At 43.2% G+C, this 26,516-nt stretch carries 23 protein-coding genes; 3 read left to right on the forward strand and 20 right to left on the reverse strand.

Annotation, left to right across the window (positions count from 1 at the left end; genetic code table 11):
* Nucleotides 1-136 precede the first annotated feature (136 nt).
* The 16 genes from ACU1JV_RS21430 to ACU1JV_RS21505 all read right to left on the reverse strand — a co-directional run bounded on the left by ACU1JV_RS21430 (nt 137) and on the right by ACU1JV_RS21505 (nt 16,507).
* Nucleotides 137-949 carry a flagellin N-terminal helical domain-containing protein gene (locus ACU1JV_RS21430; protein ID WP_165079739.1) on the reverse strand — a complete coding sequence of 271 codons (813 nt, stop codon included), beginning with the start codon at nt 947-949 and terminating at the stop codon, nt 137-139.
* A 149-nt stretch (nt 950-1,098) separates the two neighbouring features.
* Complete coding sequence (gene csrA, locus ACU1JV_RS21435) at nt 1,099-1,338, reverse strand: carbon storage regulator CsrA (RefSeq protein ID WP_040102728.1); 240 nt, start codon at nt 1,336-1,338, stop codon at nt 1,099-1,101.
* Between the two features lie 2 nt (nt 1,339-1,340).
* The gene (gene fliW, locus ACU1JV_RS21440; protein ID WP_165079740.1) at nt 1,341-1,793 is read right to left on the reverse strand and encodes a flagellar assembly protein FliW; all 453 of its coding nucleotides are present in this window, start codon (nt 1,791-1,793) and stop codon (nt 1,341-1,343) included.
* Nucleotides 1,794-1,883: 90 nt separating this feature from the next.
* On the reverse strand, nt 1,884-2,453 hold the full coding sequence (locus ACU1JV_RS21445; RefSeq protein ID WP_040102726.1) for a DUF6470 family protein: 570 nt from the start codon (nt 2,451-2,453) through the stop codon (nt 1,884-1,886).
* A 17-nt stretch (nt 2,454-2,470) separates the two neighbouring features.
* Complete coding sequence (gene flgL / locus ACU1JV_RS21450; protein WP_040102725.1) at nt 2,471-3,391, reverse strand: flagellar hook-associated protein FlgL; 921 nt, start codon at nt 3,389-3,391, stop codon at nt 2,471-2,473.
* A 63-nt stretch (nt 3,392-3,454) separates the two neighbouring features.
* Entirely contained in the window at nt 3,455-5,023 is a 1,569-nt protein-coding gene (flgK, locus tag ACU1JV_RS21455) for a flagellar hook-associated protein FlgK (RefSeq protein ID WP_413987101.1), read from the reverse strand.
* A gap of 18 nt (nt 5,024-5,041) precedes the next feature.
* Nucleotides 5,042-5,542, reverse strand: a complete 501-nt coding sequence (locus tag ACU1JV_RS21460) for a flagellar protein FlgN (protein WP_013373391.1) — start codon at nt 5,540-5,542, stop codon at nt 5,042-5,044.
* A gap of 9 nt (nt 5,543-5,551) precedes the next feature.
* Nucleotides 5,552-5,827, reverse strand: coding sequence for a flagellar biosynthesis anti-sigma factor FlgM (gene flgM / locus ACU1JV_RS21465; protein ID WP_013373392.1), 276 nt, complete (start codon nt 5,825-5,827; stop codon nt 5,552-5,554).
* A gap of 195 nt (nt 5,828-6,022) precedes the next feature.
* Nucleotides 6,023-6,433, reverse strand: coding sequence for a TIGR03826 family flagellar region protein (locus tag ACU1JV_RS21470; RefSeq protein ID WP_040102724.1), 411 nt, complete (start codon nt 6,431-6,433; stop codon nt 6,023-6,025).
* Between the two features lie 735 nt (nt 6,434-7,168).
* Complete coding sequence (locus ACU1JV_RS21475) at nt 7,169-7,630, reverse strand: LysM peptidoglycan-binding domain-containing protein (RefSeq protein ID WP_058830207.1); 462 nt, start codon at nt 7,628-7,630, stop codon at nt 7,169-7,171.
* Between the two features lie 383 nt (nt 7,631-8,013).
* Entirely contained in the window at nt 8,014-8,841 is an 828-nt protein-coding gene (locus tag ACU1JV_RS21480) for a ComF family protein (RefSeq protein WP_231124482.1), read from the reverse strand.
* A gap of 86 nt (nt 8,842-8,927) precedes the next feature.
* Entirely contained in the window at nt 8,928-11,048 is a 2,121-nt protein-coding gene (locus tag ACU1JV_RS21485; protein ID WP_165079741.1) for a DEAD/DEAH box helicase, read from the reverse strand.
* A 198-nt stretch (nt 11,049-11,246) separates the two neighbouring features.
* Complete coding sequence (locus ACU1JV_RS21490; protein ID WP_013373400.1) at nt 11,247-11,687, reverse strand: hypothetical protein; 441 nt, start codon at nt 11,685-11,687, stop codon at nt 11,247-11,249.
* Nucleotides 11,688-11,854: 167 nt separating this feature from the next.
* Nucleotides 11,855-12,577: a response regulator gene (locus tag ACU1JV_RS21495; RefSeq protein ID WP_013373401.1), complete on the reverse strand. Its 723-nt coding sequence runs from the start codon at nt 12,575-12,577 to the stop codon at nt 11,855-11,857.
* 4 nt (nt 12,578-12,581) lie between these two features.
* The gene (locus tag ACU1JV_RS21500) at nt 12,582-13,742 is read right to left on the reverse strand and encodes a sensor histidine kinase (RefSeq protein ID WP_013373402.1); all 1,161 of its coding nucleotides are present in this window, start codon (nt 13,740-13,742) and stop codon (nt 12,582-12,584) included.
* Nucleotides 13,743-13,789: 47 nt separating this feature from the next.
* Nucleotides 13,790-16,507, reverse strand: coding sequence for a stalk domain-containing protein (locus ACU1JV_RS21505; RefSeq protein ID WP_413987102.1), 2,718 nt, complete (start codon nt 16,505-16,507; stop codon nt 13,790-13,792).
* A gap of 264 nt (nt 16,508-16,771) precedes the next feature.
* On the opposite strand from ACU1JV_RS21505, the gene ACU1JV_RS21510 reads away from it, so the two are divergent.
* Genes ACU1JV_RS21510 through ACU1JV_RS21520 form a run of 3 tightly spaced genes read left to right on the forward strand, consistent with a single transcriptional unit; the run spans nt 16,772 to nt 22,252 of the window.
* A complete protein-coding gene (locus ACU1JV_RS21510; RefSeq protein WP_413987103.1) occupies nt 16,772-18,181 on the forward strand; it encodes an efflux RND transporter periplasmic adaptor subunit in 1,410 nt (469 codons plus the stop codon).
* Nucleotides 18,178-21,294 carry an efflux RND transporter permease subunit gene (locus ACU1JV_RS21515; protein WP_413987104.1) on the forward strand — a complete coding sequence of 1,039 codons (3,117 nt, stop codon included), beginning with the start codon at nt 18,178-18,180 and terminating at the stop codon, nt 21,292-21,294. Before ACU1JV_RS21510 ends, ACU1JV_RS21515 begins: the two co-directional genes overlap by 4 nt.
* Nucleotides 21,295-21,349: 55 nt before the next feature.
* Nucleotides 21,350-22,252, forward strand: coding sequence for a TetR/AcrR family transcriptional regulator (locus ACU1JV_RS21520; RefSeq protein WP_413987105.1), 903 nt, complete (start codon nt 21,350-21,352; stop codon nt 22,250-22,252).
* A gap of 127 nt (nt 22,253-22,379) precedes the next feature.
* Here the strand turns inward: ACU1JV_RS21520 and metK are convergent, their stop codons facing one another.
* From metK to ACU1JV_RS21540, 4 genes are all read right to left on the reverse strand, one after another.
* Nucleotides 22,380-23,582, reverse strand: coding sequence for a methionine adenosyltransferase (gene metK / locus ACU1JV_RS21525; RefSeq protein WP_013373407.1), 1,203 nt, complete (start codon nt 23,580-23,582; stop codon nt 22,380-22,382).
* Nucleotides 23,583-23,911: 329 nt separating this feature from the next.
* Nucleotides 23,912-24,202, reverse strand: coding sequence for a small, acid-soluble spore protein, alpha/beta type (locus ACU1JV_RS21530; protein WP_413987106.1), 291 nt, complete (start codon nt 24,200-24,202; stop codon nt 23,912-23,914).
* A gap of 136 nt (nt 24,203-24,338) precedes the next feature.
* Nucleotides 24,339-24,923: a hypothetical protein gene (locus tag ACU1JV_RS21535; RefSeq protein WP_058710883.1), complete on the reverse strand. Its 585-nt coding sequence runs from the start codon at nt 24,921-24,923 to the stop codon at nt 24,339-24,341.
* 45 nt (nt 24,924-24,968) lie between these two features.
* Complete coding sequence (locus ACU1JV_RS21540) at nt 24,969-26,501, reverse strand: stalk domain-containing protein (RefSeq protein WP_413987107.1); 1,533 nt, start codon at nt 26,499-26,501, stop codon at nt 24,969-24,971.
* Between the last annotated feature and the right edge of the window lie 15 nt (nt 26,502-26,516).

A 26,516-nucleotide genomic window follows, 5' to 3' on the forward strand; every position in this document is an offset into this window, starting at 1 on the left:
TATATATCGGCTACTTTATAATCATAAGTTAGACTAGACTGATAAAATATGAGGACGAATATGATTCCTTATATGTAAAATATAAACACAAAAAAAACTACTGAGAAAGATCTCAGCAGTTTTATAAGAAAAATGATTAACGAAGCAATTGAAGAACAGCTTGCGGTTGTTGGTTTGCTTGGGCCAACATAGCTTGGGAAGCTTGAGCAAGAATGTTGTTTTTTGTTTGGTTCATCATTTCTTTAGCCATGTCTACGTCACGAACACGGGATTCAGCAGCAGACAGGTTCTCAGAGGTGGTTCCCAGGTTGTTGATTGTGTGCTCCAAACGGTTTTGGTTTGCACCCAGTTTAGCACGCTCGGAAGATACCGATTTAATAGCCGCATCCAAAGTTGAAATTGCAGCGTTAGCACCTGTTTGACTGGAGATAGAAACAGCAGAAATACCCAATGATGCAGCACTCATATTACCAATAGCCAAAGAAATTGATTGATTTGTATTAGCACCAATGTGGAATACCGCACCACTGATATCGCCATTCAGCAATTTTTTAGTATTGAACTCAGTATCAGTGGAGATACGAGTCACTTCTTTAGTCAACTCAACTACTTCTTTTTGAAGCTCAGCGCGGTCGTCATCAGTATTCGTATCATTCGCAGATTGTACAGCCAGTTCACGAACACGTTGCAGGATGCTGTGTGTTTCGTTCAGTGCGCCTTCAGCTGTTTGGATCAAAGAAATGCCATCTTGAGCATTTTTGGAAGCCATATCCAAACCACGGATTTGACCACGCATTTTTTCGGAAATTGCCAAACCAGCAGCATCGTCACCAGCACGGTTGATACGAAGACCAGAAGACAGCTTTTCGATCGCTTTGTTTGTGTTAGTAGTGTTTGCATTCAATTGACGGTGCGTGTTCATTGCAGCGATATTGTGATTGATAATCATTTTAAATTTCCTCCCTGAAGGTAAATGTCCCACATCCATGTGGTTTATTGTTTACAGCTATCCGTTGAAGTCGGCCGCCCCTCCGCAATAGCTTGTACTATATATATCGACATTCTCGTCGAACTTTTAATAGCATTTTAGGATTTTTTTTATTTTTCGTTATTTTTATTTATCATCTTGCGTAAAGCATCTAAATTTGACTGCGTATGGGCAGCAGATTCACGATTGGACTCTTGAATGGATAAATAGATTTCTTTGCGAAAGATGTCCATCTGTTTGGGTGCTGAAATTCCTATACGGACAGTATCTCCTTCTACTCCGAGCACCGTGACCTCAATGTGATCCTGAATAATAACAGATTCGCCTTTCTTACGCGAAAGTACCAGCATGCTTATTCACCTTCCTTTGAACGGACGGTTTTGTCTTCCTTAACGGGTTGCAGTGAATGCTTGGTCTGATACTGAGACTGGTGCAAAACAACCTGCTTGGCTTGCCTATTATCGGGATTGAACACTAGAGGTGCCAACAGATTAATCGTTGAGTTTTCCACCTGCTCCTGTAATGTTAGTATGCTGCGAACGACTAAATTAGATTCAATCTTCAGTTCTTCTGCTTCGCTATCAGGGAGCTCAAATTCATAATCAGGATAAAAAATAAAAGGATCCACTACAACAAAAGAGAGTTCTTTCTGCTGAAGGGACTGGAGATAGTAAAAGGGTGCCTCATCTTGATCAAGCAACACAAATTCAGTCGTCTCCTCAAATCCCGGAATTCCTTTTTCAAAACGATATATTTCTTTTTCATTAACTTCAAGGTCACCCCAAATAGATGTGGATATAATCACTAATATTCCTCCAATATTTAATCAGATCTATACGTTTTATTAAAAAAAGGCTATAGATGGCTTGAATAACCTCTATAACCTTAACTTATTTTACATCATGACATCAATTTCAGGCGGAATATAGGCCACAGATGGATACTGCTGCATATAAATCTCCAGTTTCCCCCGAGTATACTCAATCTCTGGACGATTAACGGTCACATGCATTTCCGATACAGCAGGTGTATATGTAATATCAGGTGCATGCGTTTCAACATGAATATCGACATTATCCATAGATGCCGGACCCCTAAATTCAGGAAGCACATGCGTTTCTGTATCCTCTCCATAAACATTGGCTACAGTATTCCCAGGGATGTGAATCGCCGCCATTCGGTTGCCTTGCTCCACTTTATGCGCAATAGCTTGTAAAAATATCTGCGGCAACCCTGAATAAATTCGATTATTCATCTCAAGGTAATTGCCACCATTATAGGCAGAGAAGGCCGCACTTTGATCTATGGTCAGCTGTGGCTGGTACTGGTGAATTTCCAGTTGAGCTCGTCGTGTCTTTAATTCCATATCAGCCGAAGGCTGTCGAATCGAATACTGCCCTGGGTCTGCGTCAATATGCAGGATAGCCGGAGTTTGTCGGATCTGAAGTGTAGGAATGATGGCCATCTCTCCCCCTCCTTAGACTATCTTAAGAAATCAACTAATGATGCGGATATGATTTTCGCTCCCGCTGACAAAGAAGCATTGTAAATATTCTCTTGGATCTTAGAATTCATTAAAAGCTCAGCGTAATCCGCATCTTCCGTTTTAGATTGCAAGTCCGTTAAGTTTACTTCCAAATCACTCAAGCGGTTCTGCATTAACTCCACACGGTTGGATTTAGCCCCCATTTCCGACCGTACTTTCAGCATTTTATCCACACGCGAATCAATATTAGCTAGTTGATCCCCACTTGTTTTAATATCACCACTTGCCAAAGCTGAAGATAGCTGATTAAAAATTGTAAATAAATTATCGGCATCCGCGCTTGTTCCTACGACTTCGTTACCAGTAACATTAATTGGCAATGCTACATTCTCGCCCACTATAAAGTTAACATTCCCAGTATCCGTAACTATTGATGCTGCTCCAGACGTATCATGCGTATTATCAGCGTTCAATGGGAGGTCATAAGGCTTCTTGTCATAAGTCTGACCATTGAATATATATTTTCCGTTTAATTGACTGTTCAGAACATCAATCATTTGTTCCTTAAGCTGACCAATTTCTTTGTTAATGCTGTCCAACGCAGATTGTGGATTAGTCCCCGTAGAGGCCTGTACTGTAAGTTCACGTACTCTTTGCATAATTTGGCCAGCCTGATCCATAACCGTATCATTAAAGTCAAGCCAAGACACTGCACTATCCACATTCCGTTGGTATTGTTCATTTGAAGACAGTTCAGATCGGTACCTTAAGGAATACGTAATGCCCACAGGATCATCAGAGGGTTTGTTCAACTTACGTCCAGTCGACATCTGGTTCTGCGTATTATTCATACGTTCAGAGTTTCGATTTAAATTAAGCAAAAGCTGTGAGCTTAGCATATTGTTAGTAACTCGCATCGTTATATCCCTCCGTAATTAAATATCCTATGTATATAAACATCAGATATTTAATCCCCATTCTTATCTTCCCACTACACCTGTGGAGTTAATTAATTTATCTAATAATTGATCGAATGTGGTCATAAACCGAGCAGCGGCACTGTAGGCATGCTGAAACTTAATCATATTGGACATTTCTTCATCCAGTGAAACACCGCTCACAGATTGGCGCATAGTTTCTACTTGAGATACGAGAGCTGTCGAGTTTTGTGTCTGTCTTGTAGCCTCTTGAGCCTCTATCCCCAACTGACCAACCATAGAACTGAAGAAGCTATCAATAGTAGCTGTATTCCCCGTAGAAACTGAAGTGAAATTGCTTAATTTCAAATTGGACATCAAGGATGCCAATGTATTATTCCCCTTAACCAATTCCTCAGTAGGAGCAGTGCCTGTTACCCGAAGGGATGCTGCAATAGCGTTAGGATTATCTACTATAGCAGTGTTTAACGTGATATTGCCTGCTGTTATTGTCCCACCATTATTTGAAGTTACAAAAAAAGGTTTACCTGCAACCATATTACCGTTAGCATCTTTATCTTCTTGGGTATAACCCAGTTGATGCAAACCATTAAGACCTTTAACTGTAACTGTTAAATCCGATTGAAGTGTTCGATTGGTCCCTGTGTAAGTCACTCCATTCAGTACAGTACCTTCTGGCAAAACTGAGCCTTTAGGTAGCGTTACAGTAATATTACCTGTCGCCAATGTGTTGGCGAGGTTATCCATTTGGGCTGTGTAATCAGCTACAAATCGATCCCTTGAGAAAATCATTCCATGCACTTCGCCACCTTGTAAATCATTAGAGGCAAAAGCTGCTTGTAAAAAAGCGCCGTTAATTCCAGTAGTCGGTTCAAATCCAGTTACTAATGCTTGACCACCCATATTAACGTTGTAGCCTTGATCGGTATCAGTCACCGTTACATTAACGATTTTTGAGATTTTATCGACAATCAAATCACGTTGGTCACGTAGATCGTTAGCGTTATCCCCTAAGCCTTCAATTTTAGTAATCGATTGGTTCAGATCAGCTATGGAGTTTACATAACTTTGTAGCTCACTAGACTTAGCCTCCACATTAGAGGTTAAATCCGCAGATAAATTACTCAACTGTTTACTCATATGATTCATTGCATCAGTCAAGGCAAGTGCATTTTCTTTGACAATAGTTCGTGCAGTCACACTTTCTGGGTCTTTACTTAAGTCAGACCAAGATTTATAAAAGTTATCTAGAACTTTCCGGATCCCTGTATCGGACGGCTCATTTATAATCTGTTGTAGTTTATCAAGCGTATTACTACGGATTGTCCAACTACCCAGTTCGGTATTTTCTCCGCGATACTGGCTATCCAAGAACTTTTCGCGAATACGTTCAATAGCGTCAAATTCAACACCTGTTCCCAATTGACCAGGTACATTAGAACGGTTAATACCGTAAGCCTCCATGGGGATGGAAGCCTTCATTTTGACCGTCTGCCGTGTGTAGCCTTCCGTGTTAGCGTTAGCTATGTTGTGTCCTGTTGTATTTAAAGCTGCTGTTTGTGTAAAAAGACTTCTTTTAGCTGTTTCTATGGAATGAAATGTGGATGGCACTCTATTTTCCTCCTCGGCTCAAGCCTTAGTGTCGAACAATCCAGGTCGTGCGTGTTGATTACTCTTCTGATCAGGATGCATATAAGTCATTTCCTGATTAGGACGTCCTACAAGTAGATCCAAAGAGTAATCAATAAACACCAACGATTGCTCGATGAGTTTTTGATTGATTTCATTAATTTCCTTTAATTCTGAAAGAGTGTGGGATAAGCGGCTCTGGACACTGAGGAGTTTGTTCTTATCTTCTGGATCAAAGACAAGGCGCGCCAGCTCGGTTATAGTCAAATTAAGCTGAGACTTAATACCACGTTCACGAAGAAGCTCATACGAAACCTCCATACGAGCTTCTTCCAACTGTTCTACTTGTTTAAGGAGTCTGGATTCCTGGTTCAAATGCTGTACCAGACTATCCATATCATTTTCCATGACAATCTTTTTTTTACTTTTCGCCAGTTCTAATAAAATAAGATGCTTTTGATCTAGCTGTTCCAGCACACCAATCAAACGCTCTAAAGGCATATCCTTCACCTAGCTTTCGGAAGACTGCTTAAAGAAAGGTAACAGCTTTTCTGCAATTTTATCAGCATCCACACGATAGGTTCCAGAAGCTACTTGCTGCTTAAGCTCCTGAATTTTCTTTACGCGGTCTGCATCACTGCTGCGGTTCAGCATTTCCATTGCTTCTGGGGAAATGGAAACCTCGTCCTTGCGGCGGGATTTCTTTTGCTCCTCCTGGCGTCCTGTTTCAATATTTCGCTGATATGGATTAATAGCTCCGATGCGGTTGGTCTCGTTAATTTTCATAACTTCCACCTTCCTTAATTATTTGATATGGTCAGAATGTATCAGACGACATAGCGTCGAACATGGTTCGTATTATGCCTTACTTCTTTATTTTGTGCATGGTTGCTAAAATAAAAAAACCGATAAGCTCTATAAAGATTATCGGCGGTATTTGAAACTTTTTGAATAGCTGAATGCGTATTTAATTCCCCTGTACTAGTTTCCACGAAGTTTATCCATCGCGCTGTAGGTACCTGAGCCCATATTATTACTTTGATCCTGATTACTACTTTCGCGTATGGCCTGATTCAGGTCTTTAGTCAGACGTGTTCGACAAGAATCGCACATATGCCCATCACGAATCGGTATCCCGCATACCTCGCAAGGATACGTCATATTGGGCGCATTAGCAATGGAAATACGTCCCTCACGTATAAATGTCGTGATTTGTTTAACAGAGACACCTGTAGCTTCCGAAAGCTCATGCATATGAATACCTTTATTTTCACGTATATGTTTGACACAGTGCTCGTATTCAACCTCAATTTCTTTAATACAGTTCTGGCAAATCCCTCTAACATTCTTAACAAACAACTTTCCACAGCGAGGACAGTTATCCAAATTCATCCTCTGTAGCGCCCCTTTCCAAGTTCCGGTCTTTAATTACTATTATCCTTACATTAACTTATAGTGAAGAGCCTCGTCTAGCAAATATTCCAAATTTTTTTTTAGTTTTAACACAATTCTACATTTCGTTCGTTATCATAGTAAAAGTTATAAGAGAGGAAGATTAAACGGGTAAAATCTTTCCCAACTCTAGCACATTAATATGCAACAATATAAAGTGTAGAGGCAAATAAGTCCTTCTAATCCAGCCTATTACATGTGAGTATTTATCGTCAAACATCCCTCCGTACTTTAGATAAAAAAATAAAATAAGCGCCATTCCTGTTATTCTCGGGAATAGCGCTTCATTATCATTAAATAGCTATATATGAATATGGTTAAAATGTAGAAATAAAATGAGGGAAAAACCGGGCGAAACAATCCTCAGAAGAATTCATGTTCACCTGTGCCCCGATGCATCAAGAAAATGCTATAAATCCGGGGGATCGGCGTCCATACGAATGCTCCGCACATGGAGTGTGGGTATTCATAAATCTCATACACCTAACATCATTTCAACTTATAACCTATCTGAAATTAAGCAAGATGTACCATTGGAAATTTGCAGCCCAAAAAAACAAACAATTTTACAAATAATTATTCAAAAAAGCATTGTTTTAATAGAGGCCTTCCCGTATACTATAGTCAAACGCTTGGTTTAATAAATACATTTTATAAAACAGTTTATAATGTTAATTATTTATTTGTATTTGTTTGTGGTACTTGCAGTTCTTGACCGACTTTTACCAGGTTGTTGATTTTAACCAGTTCTTCAACAGTTACACCGTATTTTTCAGCAATAGAAGCCAGTGTGTCGCCTTCTTGAACATTAACAGTGATTGTTTTTACAGTTGTTGCTGGTGTTTCAGTTGTAGTTGTTGCTGGTTTTGTAGTTGTTGTTTGGTTGTTGTTCTCTGTTGTCGATTGAGCAGGTGCTGCGTTCTCAGTAGTTTCAGTTTTAAAGAATTTAGCTTCAAATGCTTTTTGTGCTGCTTCTTGTTGTTCTCTCATGATTTGGTCTTCCAATTGTTGTTTTTCATAATCGGAACTAGATTGTGCAGATACACTACCTGTAGCAAGTGGGCTCAACAAAGATACTGCGCCTAAACTAACTGCCAACATGCCAGAAACTGCTACTTTTTTCATTACGTTTTTCATGATTTTGTTCTCTCCTCTTTTTAACTTTAAATTTTAATTAACTGCTTTACTACTGAGCGAGACACTCCCAATGTCCGCTCTTTTGTCGTTAGCTAATCACTTATTACCAATCATGTTAGCTATCAACAGAAAGAAATTGTACTCCTCTTTTCCAAAAAAATCAACCTCTAAATTGAAATATTCTGATTTCATCCCTCACTTCCTAACTTTTTGTTCGTGTCTATATTTTTATTATATATCTCTCTCTAGCTTGTTGTCAAATTCTGCTGATTGTACGGATTAAAAGGCTTATGCTCTATCATTTAATCCTTCTTTCAAAAGAATTATAACCTTTTTTTCATAGTTTCAAGCACAAAATTATGGAATATAATAGAAATTCAGACTCATGATCTCGCTAAGGTCAGACAAAAGATAGCCAAATGTACTCCTTGTTCTAATGCCTTTTCTCTCAAAACACGTGCACACGCCTGCAATGTACTCCCCGTTGTATAAATATCATCTACAAGCAAAATTGTAACGGAATGCCTATGCTCCATAGCACGTTGAGATCCAGCTTTTAAAATAAAAGAATCCATCAAATTCACCATATTGGGGATAACGGAAAATGCATTATTCATTGTATTCATGCGTTCATTTTTTGATTTAAAGCTTTGTTTGCCTGTATCTTGTGGGCGAACAAGCAAAGAAAGGAAGGGGAGCTTATTTTGCTTAGCAATCTTTTCCGCCAAAATTTGGGCCTGATTGAAACCTCGCTCCGTCAGCCTCTTTTCACTTACCGGGACACAGGTCACTATATCTACATCCCACAAAGATCGCTTGAAACGAGTACTATTATGATCTGCAAATTCATGCCTCATCGCCTGATAGGCTCGGTTCATGACTTCGCCCAGCAGGGGACCAAACTTTTCATTGCCACGATATTTGAACTGCCCAATCCATTCTCTCACCATCGGCGTATAGCTGATCGCACTCCGATTGCATATATAGTAACGCGCTAATCGGTCAGGCCTGACGCAATCCGGACAAAACGTCGGACGTCCACAATGTACACAACGAATGTTGTAAATCCAAGGAATTTGCATCGAACAATGAGTACAAAGCCCAGTAAATTCGGAAAAATGACCTGCGAGCTTGCCACAAGCAACACATGTTTGCGACTGGCGATGGAATAACCAATTCAAAAACAGACGGGTTCTTGGAATCATCCCCATACCAAAATGCACCTTTCCTGGTAGTTTACGTACCAACATTGTTTCAGGTTTCACATTTCCAAAAAAACTTTTTTTATTTAATGGATTTAGTGCTTCATCACTTTTAGATATCCTTTTTTCCGAGCCAGTGCATTCATGCGTTTAATCTGCTTAATCGCTCTCTTTTGACCGCTAGTCCATTGAGGGGATATAAAAATAACACTACCACATGGATCATCCTTAGATCTTCCCGCGCGACCAGCCATTTGGACAAGGGATGCTTCATCAAAAAGACTGCTGTCCGCGTCTAGTATATACACATCACTTCGTGGAACAGTCACACCCCGCTCCAAAATAGTGGTTGTGACCAGCACACGTATTTCAGTAGCTCGAAACAAACGCACCTTAGCGGTTCGTTCTTCATCCTGCGATGAAGTGCCGGCAATAGGTATATCAGGCAATTGTCTAATCAGCAATTCCACAAGACCTTGAATATGTGAGATTCGTGTCACAAACAGAAAGACCTGCGCCCCTCGTTGAATGGATATGTATAGGTGCTGAATAAATGAAGCAGGAAGCTGGCCTTTTTGCAGCCAATGATGCACTGAAGCAGTCCCCAAACGAATGGGGACAGGTAGGGGATGACGATGAAAACGAACGGGAACCTTGGCATGTGGCAGTTGACCACGTGCAGCCTCTTTCTGCAAAGGACGCGGCGGCGTCGCAGACAAAAAAATAAATTTCCCTTCCTGCTTGCATACTGCTTGGGCAGCGAAGGCAAGCATTGGATCATTGTGATAAGGAAATGCATCAATCTCGTCAATTACAACCAAATCAAAGGCCTGGCGATAACGCAACAGCTGATGTGTTGTTGCTAGTGTCAGTTGTCCCCTTTGCCACCGTTCTGCACTCCCTCCATAAAGCGTCACCATGCTAACCTGGGGAAAGGCTACTGCCAAACGAGGTGCCAACTCCAAAACCACATCACGGCGCGGTGTTGCTACAAGCGCTGTCCCTCCGCGCTCCAACACATGCTGTAAAAGCGGAAACATCATTTCCGTCTTGCCCGCGCCAGTCACGGCCCAGAGCAGAAAACGTTCGGCCGCAGAATCGGGTACTTGCCGGCCAGCAATCCCCCAAGCACACTCGCCAGATCTGGGCGAGGACTGCTTGTAGCCGGCAAGAGTGCTGCCATGCGGAGCGGCAGCACCTAATTCCTGGCGCACACGCATGCTGCGCCGGAATAATTCACGCGCTCGTTGCCATTGGCCTTCCGAGCGGGAGCATTTTCGCACCCTGCGGGGTGGTGCAGCCAAAAAGCGCAGCGCTACTTCGGCGGCAGCACGTTGTGCAGGACTCAGCCCCCAGCGGTCGAGATTCGCCGCCGGCGCTACCTCTGCCACGCGCGGCATGGCAGGTTTCGCTGTACCGCGAAGCAGCAGCGAGCACTCACGGCTGCGCCCAAGTGTGAGACATGTCTCGCAGTAGGCGCACGCCTTACAGCCGCACGACGCGCAGCTTGTGCGGTGCACCTTTCCGCTGCCACAACGGTTGCAGCGGAGGTCATGCCTACGCGCGGCAGACCAGCGCGCGCGTGGTGCTGGAGCCAGACCAGCAGCAAAGCTGAGTCGGCCTTGCAGATATGCAAGTTGCGCAGCTGAAAGCCAAGTAGGCTCCAAATCCGGGGCTGCCTCTGCTAGCAGTGCTTCAGCTTCAGGTACGAGCAACTGGCGTCCTGCCAACAAATGAGTCAGCTCGTTCGCTTGTCCTGTTAAACCTTCCATATCCAATCCATCTACTCCCGTAGCGAGCTTCCTGTTTTGAATAGAACGTACAGTTCCTATTGTTTCCCGTCCCTCATTCCCATGTTTAGTGCGAGAAACCCACCCTTGTTGACGGTCCCAAATGCTTATATTTTCTACTCCTCCAGATAAGATTCGTTCTCCATTAGAAGACTCAAGAACCAGTTCATTCTTTAGCTGTGAAAGAATATAAGCCCACCATTGCCGATCCCCCCACCGCTCCATTTCTGCTAATCCCTTAAATCTTCCACAAAGGCTTACTCCCCAAGACAAGGGAAGCTCGTCTCCTAATAACACCCACCTTTCGACAGCATTCTCCTGGTCCTTAACTTGGCGCAACCACCATGTCATATCTACTCGAATATCCACAGATAATCGGAGATTCCATTTCCCTTTATACCTGACTGCATATACTGCAATTTTCATGTTCAATCTCTCCTTTCATTCATTTTTCCTAGTGCTTATCACCCCAGAAAACAGCAAAAAAGCACACTTCCATGGCTGTTAGCCTGAAGTGTGCTTCACATCAAACAGATTTCAACGAAATCCCTATTGTCTTGCATATGCAACTGTCTATAAATATTTATATCTGATTTTAACCACGATGTCCACAGATCCCTGTCACTAAGGAACAAGTGGGGCGCCCGCCAACGGGTTTGCTGTTCTAAGATCAATAACAACCTGTTTTTCACCGCCTGACTTCGGCAAAACCGGGTTCCCCGGTGAAAAACGACATGAGATGACTGAAACATCCATATGACTATAGCGCACCAGCCGGGTCAGAATCGGTAGCGTATCGTCTATAGATTCATCATCCAGTACCGTTACATGTAGCGGCCTTCGGTGTAGCCAGGCAAGGATACTCAATGAACGCATCACCCATTCCACACGATCTCCATCATTGGATGTAATCACAATGTAGCGAGTCGCACGATGATCCAGCGATGTCGTGTGTGCATCTTCGCCATTGTGATAAGCCTGAACCGCCTGTCGTATATACATGAGATGCACGACTGCAGCTCCCACACCGTATATAAGCAATATCCAAACCAAGTGAGCCGTCACGAGGGTTCCACCTCCTCCTATAGCGACAATATATGCCGTATAACAGGAAGAGGTGTCACGGTTATGTACTGGACTTCCATACGAGCGGATATCTCGCTCTAAAAGAAAGGCGGTACAGCATTCATATCTAGGCAGCTGCATCGTCTAATGCATGAAAAGACTACACTTTACAGCGTAACCCATCCATATTTGATGGAGTTAATAACTGCTTGTGTACGGTCATCAACTTCCATCTTTTGCAAAATGCTACTAACATGGTTTTTGACTGTTTTCTCACTAATGAATAAATATTCACCAATCATCTTATTACTCTTGCCTTCAGCCATCAGACGCAACACTTCTGCTTCACGGCGGGTCAGTGGATTATTTTCACCTGCGACAAACTTCACGCCTGCTTCCTTAGTATGACCTTCCGCCATAGCTCCCGTTTCATTCAGGTAAGTCATCCGACGGAGCTGCTGAATAAGCTTACCCGTTACCTTCGGATGAATAAATGCATATCCTTCATGTACTGAACGAATAGCATTAATGAGGGATTCGGCCTCCATATCTTTTAACAGATAGCCATTGGCCCCCTTGCGCAACGTCTCGAAAACATAGCTTTCATCATCATGAATGGATAAAATGATCACTTTGACGTCCGGAAACATCTCACGTAGTTTTTCAGTTGCCTCTACACCATTTTCAATTGGCATATTAATGTCCATCAGAACAATATCCGGTTTCTCTACGTTGCAGAATTCCAACACTTGAATGCCATCGCCACATTCTCCGATGACCTCAATGTCGTCCTCCATATTCAAAATACGTTTAAGTCCTTCACGGAACAACTGATGGTCGTCCGCTAAGAGAACTTTAATGGGTGCATTACTCATTTCCTGATTTTCCATGTTGTTACTCCTTTCCCTTTTCCACGTTGGTTGGGATATGAATCACTATCTTGGTGCCTTGATTCTCAGCTGATTCGATCTCCATTCTCCCCTCGAGCAGTTCAACCCTTTCCCGCATACCAATCAGACCAAAATGCCCATGGTCTTTGCTTTTTTGCTGAAAAAGCTCTGGCTTAAAGCCCAGACCATTATCCTGCACAACAATTTTTACAAGCTGTGCCTGGTAGGTAATCTCAACAAGCACATAGGTAGGGTAAGCATGCTTGGCAGCGTTAGTCAAAGCTTCCTGGATCAGACGGTAAATGGCTGCTTCCATCGCGGAAGAGAGACGGTGTTCCTTGCCCCTTGTTTCAAAAAGCGCTCTAATCTTTGTTTTTTCTTCAAAATCCTGCACATATTTCCGGAGCGTCGGAATAAGCCCCAGGTCATCCAGAGCCATGGGACGCAAGTTGAAAATGACCTTTCGCATTTCCTCAAGACTGGAGCGAACTTGTTTCTTCAAGTCTACTATTTCGTCCTGAACCATCTTAAATTCCTGCTTGGCGATCATTCTTTCCACAATTTCCGTCCTAAGCACTAGATGCGCAAGGAGTTGCGCAGGTCCATCGTGAATTTCACGGGATATGCGCTTACGCTCCTCTTCCTGAGCCAAAATAATTTTCAGACCAATAAACTGCCGATTTTTGGCCGATTCAATGATCCGCGTCACTTGTCCCAATTCACCCGATAAATATTCCAGCACGACCCCCATCTGCGAACCAATAGTTTCGGCCCGCTCGACAGAAGCCTCGACACTTTTGGCCCGCTTTTGAAGATCATCTCTTCTGGCTTTGAGATACATTTCCTTCTCGCGAAAAATCATCACATCGAGTTGAAGCTGTGTTGCCTTCTCATAAGCCTGCTTGATATCCTCTTCCGAGTAGCGGACGAAATCACGACTGACCTCAGTCAACCGAATTCGGGACCGCCGATAGTTCATTTCCAGCTGGTCCACTTTTTCGATCGTTTCTGCCGTTTCCTTCAATACGCTCTGGAGTTCTTGATTTAACGTGACCAGCTCGGTCCGGGCCGTGTCCAATATTTCGAACATCTGATATTTGCTGTTCTCCATCACCTGGATGGCATTTTTAATGACTCGGTCTATGATATCGGCTTGAAAGTCCACAAATGTTCTACTCCAATCCTAGCATTTCAAGTATATATCATACCATATCATGACTGGAGGGTGATGGTCTTCGTTTCTTGTTCCCATTTTACAGTCATTCCTAACTGTTCAGACACAAGTCTTAATGGGACTAAAGTCCTTCCTCCTAGTACAATAGGTGCAACTTCAGAGCTCTTACGCTTTCCGTTTAGAATCAGTTCTTTTTTTCCTACAGTCAAATCCATCAGCACACCACCGCGCATAATGGTGATCCGTTGATCGCCCGCATTCCATTTGGCTTGCCCGCCAAATGCGTCCAACACATACTTGATTGGAACATACGTCGACCCATTGCGAGTCATCGGAGCTGCATCAATCGTTATTGGCGTTCCATTTACCGTCATCGATTTTTGACCGATCGTCATCTGAGCTGTTCCCTTTTTAAGTCCTTCTGTGCCGACTGTTCCTGGTGTATTAAAAGAGATATTATCAAAAGCGACCTTACCTGTCTTAGCACGCTCATCCTGACCTTCGGCTACATTGACCACATAGAGACGTTTCAGCTTCGCCGGATACGAAATATTCAAACCGCTCATATCTGCGTTAATCGTTTTCCAGCCGTTCCAGTCGATCACTTTGGCAAGATCAATATATACAGTTTTGCCTTGGGCATCTTCCAGCTCTGCACGCAGCCAGTTCAGACTCTTATCTCCTTTGACATCAATCGAGATGGATATAGCTGCCTGCTCCAGCGTCTTGCCGGATGTGCCGTTTAATTGAGCGTAAGCATACATTTTACCACTGCCGTTCGTCATGTCGTAGCTTAGCTCCAGCACTTTGGAATTGGCATGGTCTCCATCCCCTTGTACAACAGCCGCTGTACCGGTAACACCTTCCGCATTTGAAGTAAAATCAACCGGATACAAAACATTTTCGAAGTTTTCCCAGTTATTTGTACTTGCCCCGCCAGCAGACAGGAAGACAACCGCACTGAAACCATCGTAGCGACCAATGGCGTAGCCTGTTTTCACGCCCGCATCCACTGTATTTACCGTAAGCTGATTGTCCTTAACGCTTCCCTTAAAGCCGATGAACTCCCATTTGAGCGCATCTGATGTAATGCTGACACTCTGTCCATCTTTCGTCTTGGCCGTTATCGGTACTGCGATTTTAGCTCCTGCAGTAAGCGAGCCTGTCCCACTTCCTGCAGTAAGTGATGAAATTTCATCTGCTCCAAGCACGGTGACCTTGGTTGTCGCACTGGCTGAGCCACTGGATGCTGTTAAGGTAGCAGTTCCCGGTTGGGCCCCCTTCACAACACCGCCGCTCACGGACACAACAGCCGGATTGCTGGACTTCCACGTCACTTGCACTTTCGAGGTATCAAATGGATTGTAGTAGTTGTCGTAGCCTTTGAAGGAGTAGCTTCCGGTCTGACCAATCAGCAGCGTTTTATTGCCTTTGATGGTAAAGCCTTTGAGCGTTCCTTTAGGAGCAGTGGAATATACTCCCACTCCATTTACGATGCTACGTTGCTCTGTACCATATTCTGTATTGAATGTAAGCCCCGCTGTCGTATCTCCCAAATCACGAGTTACCATAGTGGTAGAGCCGCCACCATCAAGGTTCATCCCCTTCCAGACACCGATATCTTTCATCAGTGTTTGCAGCTCGCTCAGGGATACACCAACGCTATTCCCATTCTTCTCAACGGCAATGACATATGCGTATCGTTTGTCACGGGAATATCCCAAAGCCGTACGCGCACGTGTCCCGCCAATACTTGTTGTACTTCGGGAGAACGAGGTCTTCTGTCCGTCATTTACTAATATGGTATGTCCACCGATCATCATCTGAAGGTTGGAAGGATCTACTTCACTCCCTGTCGATTTGACGCGAAGGTGATAGTTCGTTTCTACGGTCTGTCCCACAGTCAGATGCGCTTTGGCATAATCAGCTGCTTTACCGTGTGTACGTAAAATATAGCCATCCTGCGGAACAGTCATATTCAATGTAGCATTTTCGGAGACTTGCGTAACCACGCCATTTTGTACCAATATTTCTGTAGGCGTTGTCGAACTGTTTTTTGGTCGCTCAATTGCTTTCCAAGCAGATGTATAAATATACATAGCATTGGAGTGACTGTAGCTGCTCCCACTCGTCTCTGGCGAGTACGAAGCCTTGTTCATCCCTGCCAAGGAGAAGGAAGACCCATCCCCAGCTTTTACTGTACCTTCGAAAGTAAATTGCTCAACCATCGGCGAGCCATCCTTCGTAACAGCAAAGGCATACATCCCTGTTAAATCAGAGGGTGTAGACATCAGCACGCCCTTGGATACCTGTCCACCGATCGGTGCTCCCTCACTAGAGGTATTAAAATAATCCCCGTTCACTCCAGCAACCGCACCGGTCTCTTTTGCCATACCGCCTGTGCTCTGACGGGTCGTAAACTGTCCGTTCTTCCCTGTCATAACATCCAGCTTTACGTACGGATTTTGCAGGTCTACTCGAATGATATCAGCCAGCGCTGTTCCTTTAGACCCTTTAAAGCGATATTTCAATAATGTTGCGCCCGAAGTAATAATCTCTTCACCCAATTTTACCGTTGAACCGGAGGCAGCACTCGCGATTGGAGCAGATATCCAATTGTTTAACGGGATTAGAACCCCAGTTCCAGCAACCGGACCGACCCATAATACTCCTGCCAGCGTTAATACAGCCCATCTTTTAGCGATTCCTTTGCCATCTACTTTCACTTTGCTGTGTTTTCTATTACTTAAAAACATTTGGATAATAGCTCCCATCTTCTTTGTATTCAAACGGATTAATCCGCACATGTACTCTACCAATAAACAAAAAAATCCTCTTATGTTAATAGACTTATTATAAAGACAAAAGTTCCGAAATCCCGCCAACTAATTCATAAAATCCAAAACAGTGAATTGACGAATACAATATTGGCGCACTATAATACACATGAACTTATGAGTTCAATTTAAACCAGTAAGTTTAAACAGAAACTTATGACCCTATCGGAAGGATGGATAATCATGAATAAACAACGGGCCATCATCATACTCACCTTATCACTGAGCCTCGCCATCACCGGATGCTCTACCGGAAAAAAAGATGCAGCTTCAGGTTCATCCGCACAGCCGACCGTTGTGCGCACTACAGTCGTCAAAAACACACCACTCCATACCGCCTATGACTTGTCAGGTACCCTTCAGGCCTATGAGGAACGTACACTAGCCTTTCAAAACGGAGGTACCGTCGCTAGCGCAGAAATCACGACTGGAACTCTTGTCCAAAAAGGTACAACCATTGCCCGTCTCGATGACGCCGACTACAGGCTACAGGTTGCACAGGCTACAGCCTCTATCCAAGAAGCTCTAGCCGGTATAGATAACGCACAGGCTAACTTACAGGCAGCTACCTCTGCGATTCAATCTGCCGATGCTGGTATTGCGAATGCTCGTGCAAATGTTAGCAAGGTCAACAAGGGTGCGCGCGCTCAGGAAAAACAGCAAGCTCAAACCACTGTCGATAAGGCACAAAGCGCCTATAACAAGGCCAAGACGGATAGCGAGCGGACACAAAAGCTGTTTGAGGCGGGGGCAGCTACCGCGTCGGATAACGAGAACGCCCGCCTGAACGCTACCACTGCTCTTCAAAATCTGGAGCAAGCGAAAGCTTCCTTATCTCTTTTGCTGGAAGGAGCCACAGCCGAAGAGCATCAATCTGTCCAAGCTTCCTTTCAGGATGCGATAGCAGGTAAAACTAAAGCTCTTGCAGCCAGCGAACAAGCAGAGGCTTCCCAAAAACAAGCACGTGCCAACTACGAGAAGGCCCTTGTTGCCAAGGATCAGGCAGAGCTGGCACTATCACGCACCCGTTTAACTTCTCCTGTGAACGGCGTAATCCTAGACAAAATCGTGAATACAGGTGATTTGGTCGCGTCGGGCCAAGCCGTCTATCGCATAGGCTCCATCGACCGCCTTAAAGTACTCCTTCCCGTACCAGACAGTGAAATTAAGGATTGGAAAAAGGGACAACAGGTAAAGGTGGCGCTCTATGAAGAAACTCGTCAGGGTACGGTGTCCAACGTCTATCCTTCAACCAGCACCGATACAGGGAGGGTTAACGTAGAGATTGTCATTGCCAATCCACAGCGAGACTGGTTACCCGGCCAGGTCATCAAAGCTGCGCATCAGGTGACAGACAAGAATGGTATTCTTGTGCCTGCTGAAGCAGTCATCAATACGGGAAGCAAGCCTTTTATTTTCAAAGATGTTCAAGGAAAAGCGGTTAGAACCCCTGTGGAGCTTGGCAATCAGGTTGTAGATAATCAATTGCAAATTGTATCCGGGCTTCGTGAAGGAGAACGTATTGTCATTAAAGGGGCAGAATCCCTATTTGATGGAAATGCGATTCAGTCGGAGGAAGGCGGACGTCCATGATTGAGTACATCGTAAAAAAACGAAAAATAACATTGCTGTTTTTTGTCATGCTGATTGTAGTTGGAACTTTTGGGTTTTTCCAGTTACCACAGCAGGAAATGCCCGATGTGACCATACAGAATGCTACGGTCACAACCGTCTATCCCGGCGCTTCACCACAAAAAGTAGAACAAACCGTAACTAAAGAGCTGGAGAAACGTATCAAGGAGGTTGAGGGTGTTAAAACGATTAATTCGACTTCTGGGAACGGATTCTCTTCTATTTTAATCGAATCCAAAAATGGAGTCGATCCTCAAACGGTTTGGGATAATATGCGTAAAAAAGTGCAGGATGCACAAGCTGATCTTCCTCAAGGCGCTGAAGTGCCTGTTATAAATGACAAGCTAACCAGCTCGTTTATCGGCTCTTATGCCCTGACTGCCGACTCATCTGCCCCACTGTATAAACTAAATGATTTGACCACCACCTGGAAAGATCAACTTAATACAATTTCCGGCGTATCCAGTGTCAAATTCAATGGTCTTCCCGATCAAGAAGTACGTGTCCATATCGACAACCAGAAGCTCCAGCAATATCAGTTGTCGTGGGGACAAGTGGCAAAAGCAATTCAATCTCAGATCGATCGGGTTCCTACTGGTAATATTGAATACAACGGACGTACCTATCAACTCATTGTTCGTGAGACTGAAAAAGCTGACGAATTAAATCAGGTCATTTTGACACGTACAAAAGAGGGTAACCCTGTTTACTTAAGAGATATCGGTACAACTGAGCTGGCACATCCTGAGGCAGAATATTTCGCTTATGTAGAGGGTAAACCGGCAATTACGCTAAGTATTGGAGCGGAAACAGGCACAGACATCCCCTCTATGAGCGAAAAGGTCAGTACCAAGCTCAAAGAGCTGGAGAAAACACTCCCTGCGGGTGTTCACTTACAGACTCTCTTTGCACAAAAGGATCAGGTAAGCCATATCTTTGACGACTTAAAGCGTGAAACGATTCTGGCCATTGCAGCGGTTATTCTTGTTTGTATGTTGGGCTTGAATTTACTCACCTCAGCTTTTGTCGCGCTGGCAATCCCTATTTCGGTTTCGATTGCCGTTATCTTTTTACCTATGTTCGGCATTACTCTAAATCAGATTTCCGTTGTCGGTCTGATCATTGTACTCGGCATACTCGTGGATGACGCTGTAGTGGTAAACGATAATATTGAGCGCAGACTTACGGAATTAGGAGAGCCACCCTCCGTTGCAGCTATAAAAGGTACCAAAGAGGTCATGCTATCTATTTTGATTGCAACATTGGCCACGATCTCTGCCTTTGCTCCATTGTTGTTTCTGCCCGGAAATGTAGGTGCCTTTATTAGACCCATTCCCACCATTGTTTCTCTGGCCATGTTAGCTTCTATGATCATGTCTCTCACGATCATCCCTATTTTTCGAGAGTGGTATGAGAAACGCAGACAGACTCGTCATCCTCAGAGGAAATCTAAACCAGTAGGCTTGCTCGGTCAGCAGATTCACTCTTTAAACAAGCTTTATTCACAAAAGCTGATGCCTAAAGTCATTCAGCGTCCCTTGCTGACGGCTATGGTTGGACTCATGCTTGGAACAGCCGCTTATGGATTAGTTCCCTTTACATCGGTTGAGCTTTTCCCTGAATCTGAAGATCCTCATGTTGCATTAAATGTAAAAATGCCTGTAGGCACTTCCATTGCGGAAACCGACCAGGTCGTTAAAGATCTTGCAGGCTGGATTAAGAAGCAACCCGAAACTTCCAAGGTCGTTTACAGTGCAGGTGGGACTGCCCCCCAACTGTTTAGTGACATTAATAGTGCGGGTGGAACTATCAGTTATAACGAAACCGTAGGTCAGATTGCTGTTGTCGGAAAAGAGAACGTATTCGATCTCAATTCGACAGTTGATGCTTGGGAACAACATGTTAAGAAATCCTACCCTGGCGTTACGGTTACCATGTATGTTCCCCGTCTTGGGATTCCAGTAGGTAAACCCGTTTCTATTCGTATCTCAGGTCAGGATCTGAATGAACTGCAAACCCTTGCCCAAAAAGCAAAGGAGCAGATCGCGACAGTTGAGGGCACAACGGGCATCGTAGATGACATAGGAATTGAACGATATGCCCTCGAGCTTGAGGTCAACAAACAAGCCATGGATCAGTATCTAGTAAGCTACACAGATTTGACTCGTACCCTTCTTCTGTTAAAAGAAGGAGCTCAAGTCAGTCAATTCGATACGGGAAGCAGTCTGGTAGATATCAAAATGTATTTGAATCACAGTAACGAGGAGCCAAGTAAGCTTTTCCAACAATTAAGTGTAGTGAATGCAGCTGGCAAGCAAATTCCATTAAACCAGCTTGTACAGATTAAACCGTCATTTGCTATTCAGCAAATCAAGCATTACAATATGGAGCGGACGATTACGGTCGAAGCTGACTTGAATGGAAGAACTGCAAGTGAAGCCATGGTAGATGTGGAAGGCAAACTGGCACAAATGAAGTTCCCTGAAGGCTATAAATGGGAGGTAGGCGGTGAAACATCCGATCAGTCCACCATATTCGGAGATTTAGGGAAGCTGGCGATTGTTGTAGTCTTACTCATTTTACTCTTGATCACGATGCAGTTTTATTCACTCTCCATTCCTATTATTATTATGACGACCGTGTACCTAGCAGCTGCCGGCGGGATTATTGGTATTTTTCTAACTGGTATGCCCATCGGTTTTATGAGTATCATGGGAATTATCGCACTTGCGGGTATTGTGGTACGGAACGGGATTGTCTTAATTGAATTTATCGAGGATGCAAGACATGAAGGAGTGGAGTTAAGGGAAGCCGTAATACAAGCCGCCGCTGCTCGCTTCAGACCGATTTTGTTGACTTCCCTGGCTGCCATTGTAGGTATGATTCCATTAGCACTATTAGGGAGCCTGCTCTTTAAGCCACTGGCGTTCACCGTCATTTTCGGTTTGTTATTTTCGGCCTTGTTAACTTTGTTTGTGGTGCCATCCTTGTATATGATTATGGCCAAGTACAAGATACACCGACAACTCAAAAAACAGCAGCACACAGAAATTACACGTGACCAATCTTTGTAATGTATGAAGTGGTAAATTCGCATGCTGTCGAGTTGGTTCCTGGAGGGAAGTATGTATGGAAAGTAAAAAAAATGATATTTTACAGGCGGCCATTCGGCTGTTCTCCAGAAAAGGCTATTATTCGACATCTGTTGAGGAAATCGCCAAAGAAAGCGGGATGGCAAAAGCATCCTTCTATAAATATTTTCAAGGGAAAGAAGAATTGCCTTTGGAAATGTGTATCATTTTGGAAAACAATATTGAACAAGACATCCGAGCTCTCTACAGTAAACCTGACCTATCTAAACACGATAAGCTGCACGGTTTTATTGTACTCTACTTGAAAAATCTTGTTGAAAACAAAGTGTATCTCATGATGGATCTTCCTGAGCCTTCCATGCTTATTTTTCAAAATGAACAACTCAATGGTGCGTTTGAACAGCATGAATACAAATTATACAAATGGGTTCGCGACTGCCTGATTGATATTTTTGGACCAGGCATTGAAGATCATGCATGGGATATAACCTTTGTGCTGAAAAGCATTGTGTTTGAATATATTCGCTTCTTTGCCGATCGAATGAATGATGAAACGATTGAGCATCTAACACAGTTTATCATCTTCTTATCCAGTTCCTTCGCAACCAGCCTGAGCAGTGCTGATCCCGCTCCACATTTGTTTTGGAGCAAGAAAGGCTGGTTACCCGAGAGCGCTTTAAGTAATCCCTTTGACCAAGGTCGTCAAATTAACGGCCTTCTCCACTCCCTGGAAGACAGTATACTGCTGTCTTCGTGGAGCTCAGAGGAGAAACAGGAGTGTCAGCAAATTTACGCTCAATTAAAGGAAGAGGCTCTGAAATCGAACCCTCAGAAAGGTCTCTTAAAAGCTCTTTTTGCGTATTTGGAGCAATATAAGGAAGTACAGAAGATATGTCATTTACTCAGAAATTTATTGGGTCTCGCACCGATATCCGAATAGTGGAGCGAAATTAAGTACACCGTGGCAAGTTCATAGTTAATAGCAAAGCATATCAAAAAAAGACTGTCTCATGCATAGCATGAACAGTCTTTTTAGGTTAATGCGTTATTCTGATGACCTACGAGGATTATAACCCCGCTTGCTCTCTCAGAATTTCCGCTTTATCTACACTCTCCCATGGTACATCCAGATCTGTGCGTCCAAAGTGGCCGTAGGCAGCTGTTTGCTTGTAGATTGGACGACGCAGATCCAACATGCGAATGATGCCTGCTGGGCGAAGATCGAAGTTATTTCGGATCAATTCAACGAGTTTTTCATCACTGACTTTCCCTGTGCCGTATGTATCGACGTTAATCGAAACAGGCGTAGCTACACCGATTGCATAAGCAAGCTGTATTTCAACCTTGTCAGCCAATCCAGCTGCCACAAGGTTTTTCGCTACATAACGAGCAGCATAAGCAGCAGAACGGTCTACTTTAGTTGGATCTTTACCTGAGAATGCTCCCCCACCATGACGTGCATAACCACCATACGTATCTACAATAATTTTACGGCCTGTCAGACCTGCATCCCCTTGAGGACCACCGATAACAAAGCGCCCTGTCGGATTAATGTAGTACTTGGTTTGCTCGTCCAGCAATTCAGCAGGAACCACTGGCAAAATGACCTTCTCTTTGATATCTGCTTGAATTTGCTCCAAAGTAGTATCTTCTGCATGCTGCGTGGAAACCACAATGGCATCGATACGGACAGGTTTGCCGTTTTCATATTCTACCGTTACTTGAGTTTTACCATCTGGACGAAGGTAATTCAGTGTTCCATCCTTACGCACTTCAGACAAGCGTCGTGCAATACGGTGAGACATAGCGATAGGAAGAGGCATTAGCTCAGGTGTTTCGTTCGTAGCAAAACCGAACATTAATCCTTGGTCCCCAGCCCCAATGTTTTCTGTTTCCTTATCTACTTCAGCAGGATCACGGCTTTCCAGGGCAGCGTTAACCCCTTGAGCAATGTCTGGCGACTGTTCATTCAAAGAAGTCAATACAGCGCAAGTATTATAGTCAAAACCGTATTTTGCACGTGTATAACCAATTTCCTTAATCGTATTACGAACAATGGATGGAATATCCACGTATTCCGATTTGGAGCTGATTTCACCAATGACGAGAACAAGACCGGTAGCTACCGATACTTCACATGCTACCCGTGCATTAGGGTCATTAGCCAAAAAGGCGTCCAATACAGCATCGGATATCTGATCACAAATTTTATCCGGATGGCCTTCTGTTACAGACTCGGACGTGAACAAATGACGACCTTTTACAGACATGAATTTCAACCTCCCACAATTAAAATACATGAGGATTTTTAATAAATCCTAACATGGCATGGCATTATTCAGTTACCTTCAACCCAACAAATGACGGAAGATATCTTTTACACCTGATTAACAAAAAATGAACCTTTTCCGGTAGGAAAAGGTTGCGTACAAGCCTCAAATGCCATGATATCCTATTTATAACAAGGTGTCAATTCATGTCATCCAAATAACAAAATTCGAAAATGAAGTGAGTTTACATGCGAACCATTTGGATCCACATGTAAATATCTCCAGTGTTTACCTACTATTTGTTTAAAATCTGTATCAATAATTACAATTTATAATGTACCAAATTCAGATAAGCTACGTTCAGCGGATTGTATCAATCTTTTAGTAATCTCTCCACCAACGGAGCCATTTTGTCTTGAAGTTAAATCGCGCCACGCTACATTTTGACTCCTCGTAAACTCTCCCAATTCTGTAGCAAATTCACTGTCAGCATTCGGATGTATATGTGCATATTGAGGATTATAAACAGGCAACCCAAACTCGGCAGCAATTTCATACTTCAAATCATCTAACCTGGCACGGCTTTCAGGAATTAATCGTCTTTGACCTCTCGACGCCATTGTATGCACCCTCCACTCAATGAATTATTTTTCATGAAGTTAGTGTGCAGTGTTTAAAGTCAACTTAGCCAAGAACAATTTGCTATCCCAAGCAGGATTTAAGAAAAAGAGTACCTTAAAAAGAGATAGACCCCAGTTATTGAACAGTATAGCCGCCACGTACCATAACGACTAAGCCATACTTTTGGCCTTCTTTTACTTGAATACCTCTTCCTTCTCTAGGAAACGATAATAAATGATTTTTTTCGACAGCCTGGTTATGAACAATTTCAGTTCCAGAAGTAATATCAATAGCACCACTGGCATCCATGCTATACACAACAGCATTTCCATTACGTAAAATAAATTCTGCTCCAGCTTTAGCAATTAGTTTCTGACCAGGCTTTACATCAACAACCTTCAAAGCCTCTGTCTGCTCCACCGTTGAACTTTTAGTTGCATTAGAGGTTCCTGAAGACGAGGTTGTATTAGAAGTAGTGGTGTTTGTTGCTGGAGCAGTTGAGCTAGTTGTTTTACTACTAATACTGCTTGCACTTCCCCCACCTTTGATGGCTTGAGCAATTTTTTGATCGACATAGCTTTTGGTTACGACTGGATCATCAGCTGTTCCAGGTTGTCCAGAACTGGAGGCTCCATTGACTGAATTGTTCATCAAAGAGCCAGCCACAATTCCTCCTCCAAGTAAAACAGCAGCCAACGATACTTTATAGCGTGATTTCATGAAGACCTCCTACTGCAGGTTATAACAAGTATAGGTAAGCTTAAATTATTGCGCACTTGCTCCAGCAGAACCTTGCATAGCCCATGGCTTATTGAAAGCCAGCTTCAAAGTATCAATACTTGAAACAATATCTTCCGCTTGTTGTTCAGCGGTAGTCACTTTCAAATTAGCCTCGTAAACCTGAAGCTCTGTAGCCAATCCAACATCAAACTGCTTTTTAGCCATATCAGCCGCACTTCTTGCACTCACCAAACCGGCTTGAATCTGTGAGTACTGACTTTCCAATGCTTTGATGTTGTTATAAATTGTTCTCACAGCTTCTTCCAATTGTCTCTTTGTGCCTTCTGTAGCATACTGAGCCTTTTCAACATTAAGTTGTTCAGCTTCATAAGGGGTATTTCCTGGAGTGCTAAAGTTATAAAGCTTCAAACTCAGTTCAGCCAAATCCACTTTTTGCTCACTCAACCAAATGGCAGTGCTGCTAGTGAGTACTTGGCTTACTTTTGTCTCTACATTATCTTTAAATTCAGAATATACAGGCTTATCCTTCAATTCATAACGTTGCTCTGGTTTGTAGCCAATCAATTGATTTAAAGATACATATGCACTATCCAAATCTTTTTTAGCTTTATCCAAAGCTGCTTGATTTTGAGTCAACTGATTGGTCGCTTGGGTAACTTCATAATCACTCGACATTTGATTATCTCTCTTGATTTGCGCAACTTTAAGTTTTCGCTCTGCATCTTCAATATTCAATGCTGCCAGTTTAACCGCATTTTGTTTTTGAAGGAGTTTATTGTATAGATCCTTCACGTTATATTCAATACCTTCTTTGGTCAGTTCCAGGTTCTTTTTAGCTGCTTCATAATTAAGGTTCGTTTGGGCATAACCTTTGTAAGCTTTATCTAGTGCTTCAACACCTGCCTCAGCGGGAACAAAGTCAATATTCTTACCCGCTTCTTTCATAATTTTCCCAGCCTGATCAATACTTGTTTCAACTGTTTTGATTGAAGTGCTATCAACAATAGCCAATTTAACTGCGTCATCATAACTTAAGGAATCATTATAGTAGGTATCATAAGTAACTTTGGTTACAGGGGCTGTGAGTGGCTTACTGGACAAGCTATTAGTGTCAGTGACGCTCCCATTAGCTTGATTCGAAATGGTCACTGTTCGTGTAGCTTGATCCCAATTTACTTTGGCGCCTAATGATTGGCTCACAAAACGTAAAGGAACGAGCACTTGACCCTTTTGAATTTGAGTTGCCGCATCGAGCTGTACAGGATTACTGTTTTTATAGGCAAGTTTAGAACCAATATTTAAAGTTAATGTATCATCATTTTTAGATGCTATTACTTTTTTGGCTTTGCTGTCCCACTCTACTTGCGCTCCCAAGCTTTCAAAAACACCACGAAGAGGCACTAGGGTTGTATTTTGACTGACTATCGGAGACTGTGTATATTGCTGAGTTACACCGTTAATAATAACCTTTATATCACCTGACTGAGCTCCTGCAAGATTAGCAAACGTAGAAGTAAGAACCAATGTGGTTAGTACGGCCACTGCAAAACGTTTCATAATTTCTCTCCTTTG

It is taken from the genome of Paenibacillus sp. T2-29 (assembly GCF_052921365.1).

Coding starts and splice junctions, on each gene's coding strand:
- ACU1JV_RS21520 (WP_413987105.1), top strand. CDS start 21,350: ATGGAAAGTAAAAAAAATGATATTTTACAGGCGGCCATTCGGCTGTTC.
- ACU1JV_RS21460 (WP_013373391.1), bottom strand. CDS start 5,542: ATGCCTTTAGAGCGTTTGATTGGTGTGCTGGAACAGCTAGATCAAAAG.
- ACU1JV_RS21510 (WP_413987103.1), top strand. CDS start 16,772: ATGAATAAACAACGGGCCATCATCATACTCACCTTATCACTGAGCCTC.
- ACU1JV_RS21470 (WP_040102724.1), bottom strand. CDS start 6,433: ATGAATTTGGATAACTGTCCTCGCTGTGGAAAGTTGTTTGTTAAGAAT.
- ACU1JV_RS21480 (WP_231124482.1), bottom strand. CDS start 8,841: ATGGGGATGATTCCAAGAACCCGTCTGTTTTTGAATTGGTTATTCCAT.
- ACU1JV_RS21485 (WP_165079741.1), bottom strand. CDS start 11,048: ATGAAAATTGCAGTATATGCAGTCAGGTATAAAGGGAAATGGAATCTC.
- ACU1JV_RS21475 (WP_058830207.1), bottom strand. CDS start 7,630: ATGAAAAACGTAATGAAAAAAGTAGCAGTTTCTGGCATGTTGGCAGTT.
- ACU1JV_RS21445 (WP_040102726.1), bottom strand. CDS start 2,453: ATGGCCATCATTCCTACACTTCAGATCCGACAAACTCCGGCTATCCTG.
- csrA (WP_040102728.1), bottom strand. CDS start 1,338: ATGCTGGTACTTTCGCGTAAGAAAGGCGAATCTGTTATTATTCAGGAT.
- ACU1JV_RS21515 (WP_413987104.1), top strand. CDS start 18,178: ATGATTGAGTACATCGTAAAAAAACGAAAAATAACATTGCTGTTTTTT.
- flgL (WP_040102725.1), bottom strand. CDS start 3,391: ATGCGAGTTACTAACAATATGCTAAGCTCACAGCTTTTGCTTAATTTA.
- ACU1JV_RS21430 (WP_165079739.1), bottom strand. CDS start 949: ATGATTATCAATCACAATATCGCTGCAATGAACACGCACCGTCAATTG.
- flgM (WP_013373392.1), bottom strand. CDS start 5,827: ATGAAAATTAACGAGACCAACCGCATCGGAGCTATTAATCCATATCAG.
- ACU1JV_RS21535 (WP_058710883.1), bottom strand. CDS start 24,923: ATGAAATCACGCTATAAAGTATCGTTGGCTGCTGTTTTACTTGGAGGA.
- ACU1JV_RS21540 (WP_413987107.1), bottom strand. CDS start 26,501: ATGAAACGTTTTGCAGTGGCCGTACTAACCACATTGGTTCTTACTTCT.
- ACU1JV_RS21495 (WP_013373401.1), bottom strand. CDS start 12,577: ATGGAAAATCAGGAAATGAGTAATGCACCCATTAAAGTTCTCTTAGCG.
- ACU1JV_RS21505 (WP_413987102.1), bottom strand. CDS start 16,507: ATGTTTTTAAGTAATAGAAAACACAGCAAAGTGAAAGTAGATGGCAAA.
- metK (WP_013373407.1), bottom strand. CDS start 23,582: ATGTCTGTAAAAGGTCGTCATTTGTTCACGTCCGAGTCTGTAACAGAA.
- ACU1JV_RS21530 (WP_413987106.1), bottom strand. CDS start 24,202: ATGGCGTCGAGAGGTCAAAGACGATTAATTCCTGAAAGCCGTGCCAGG.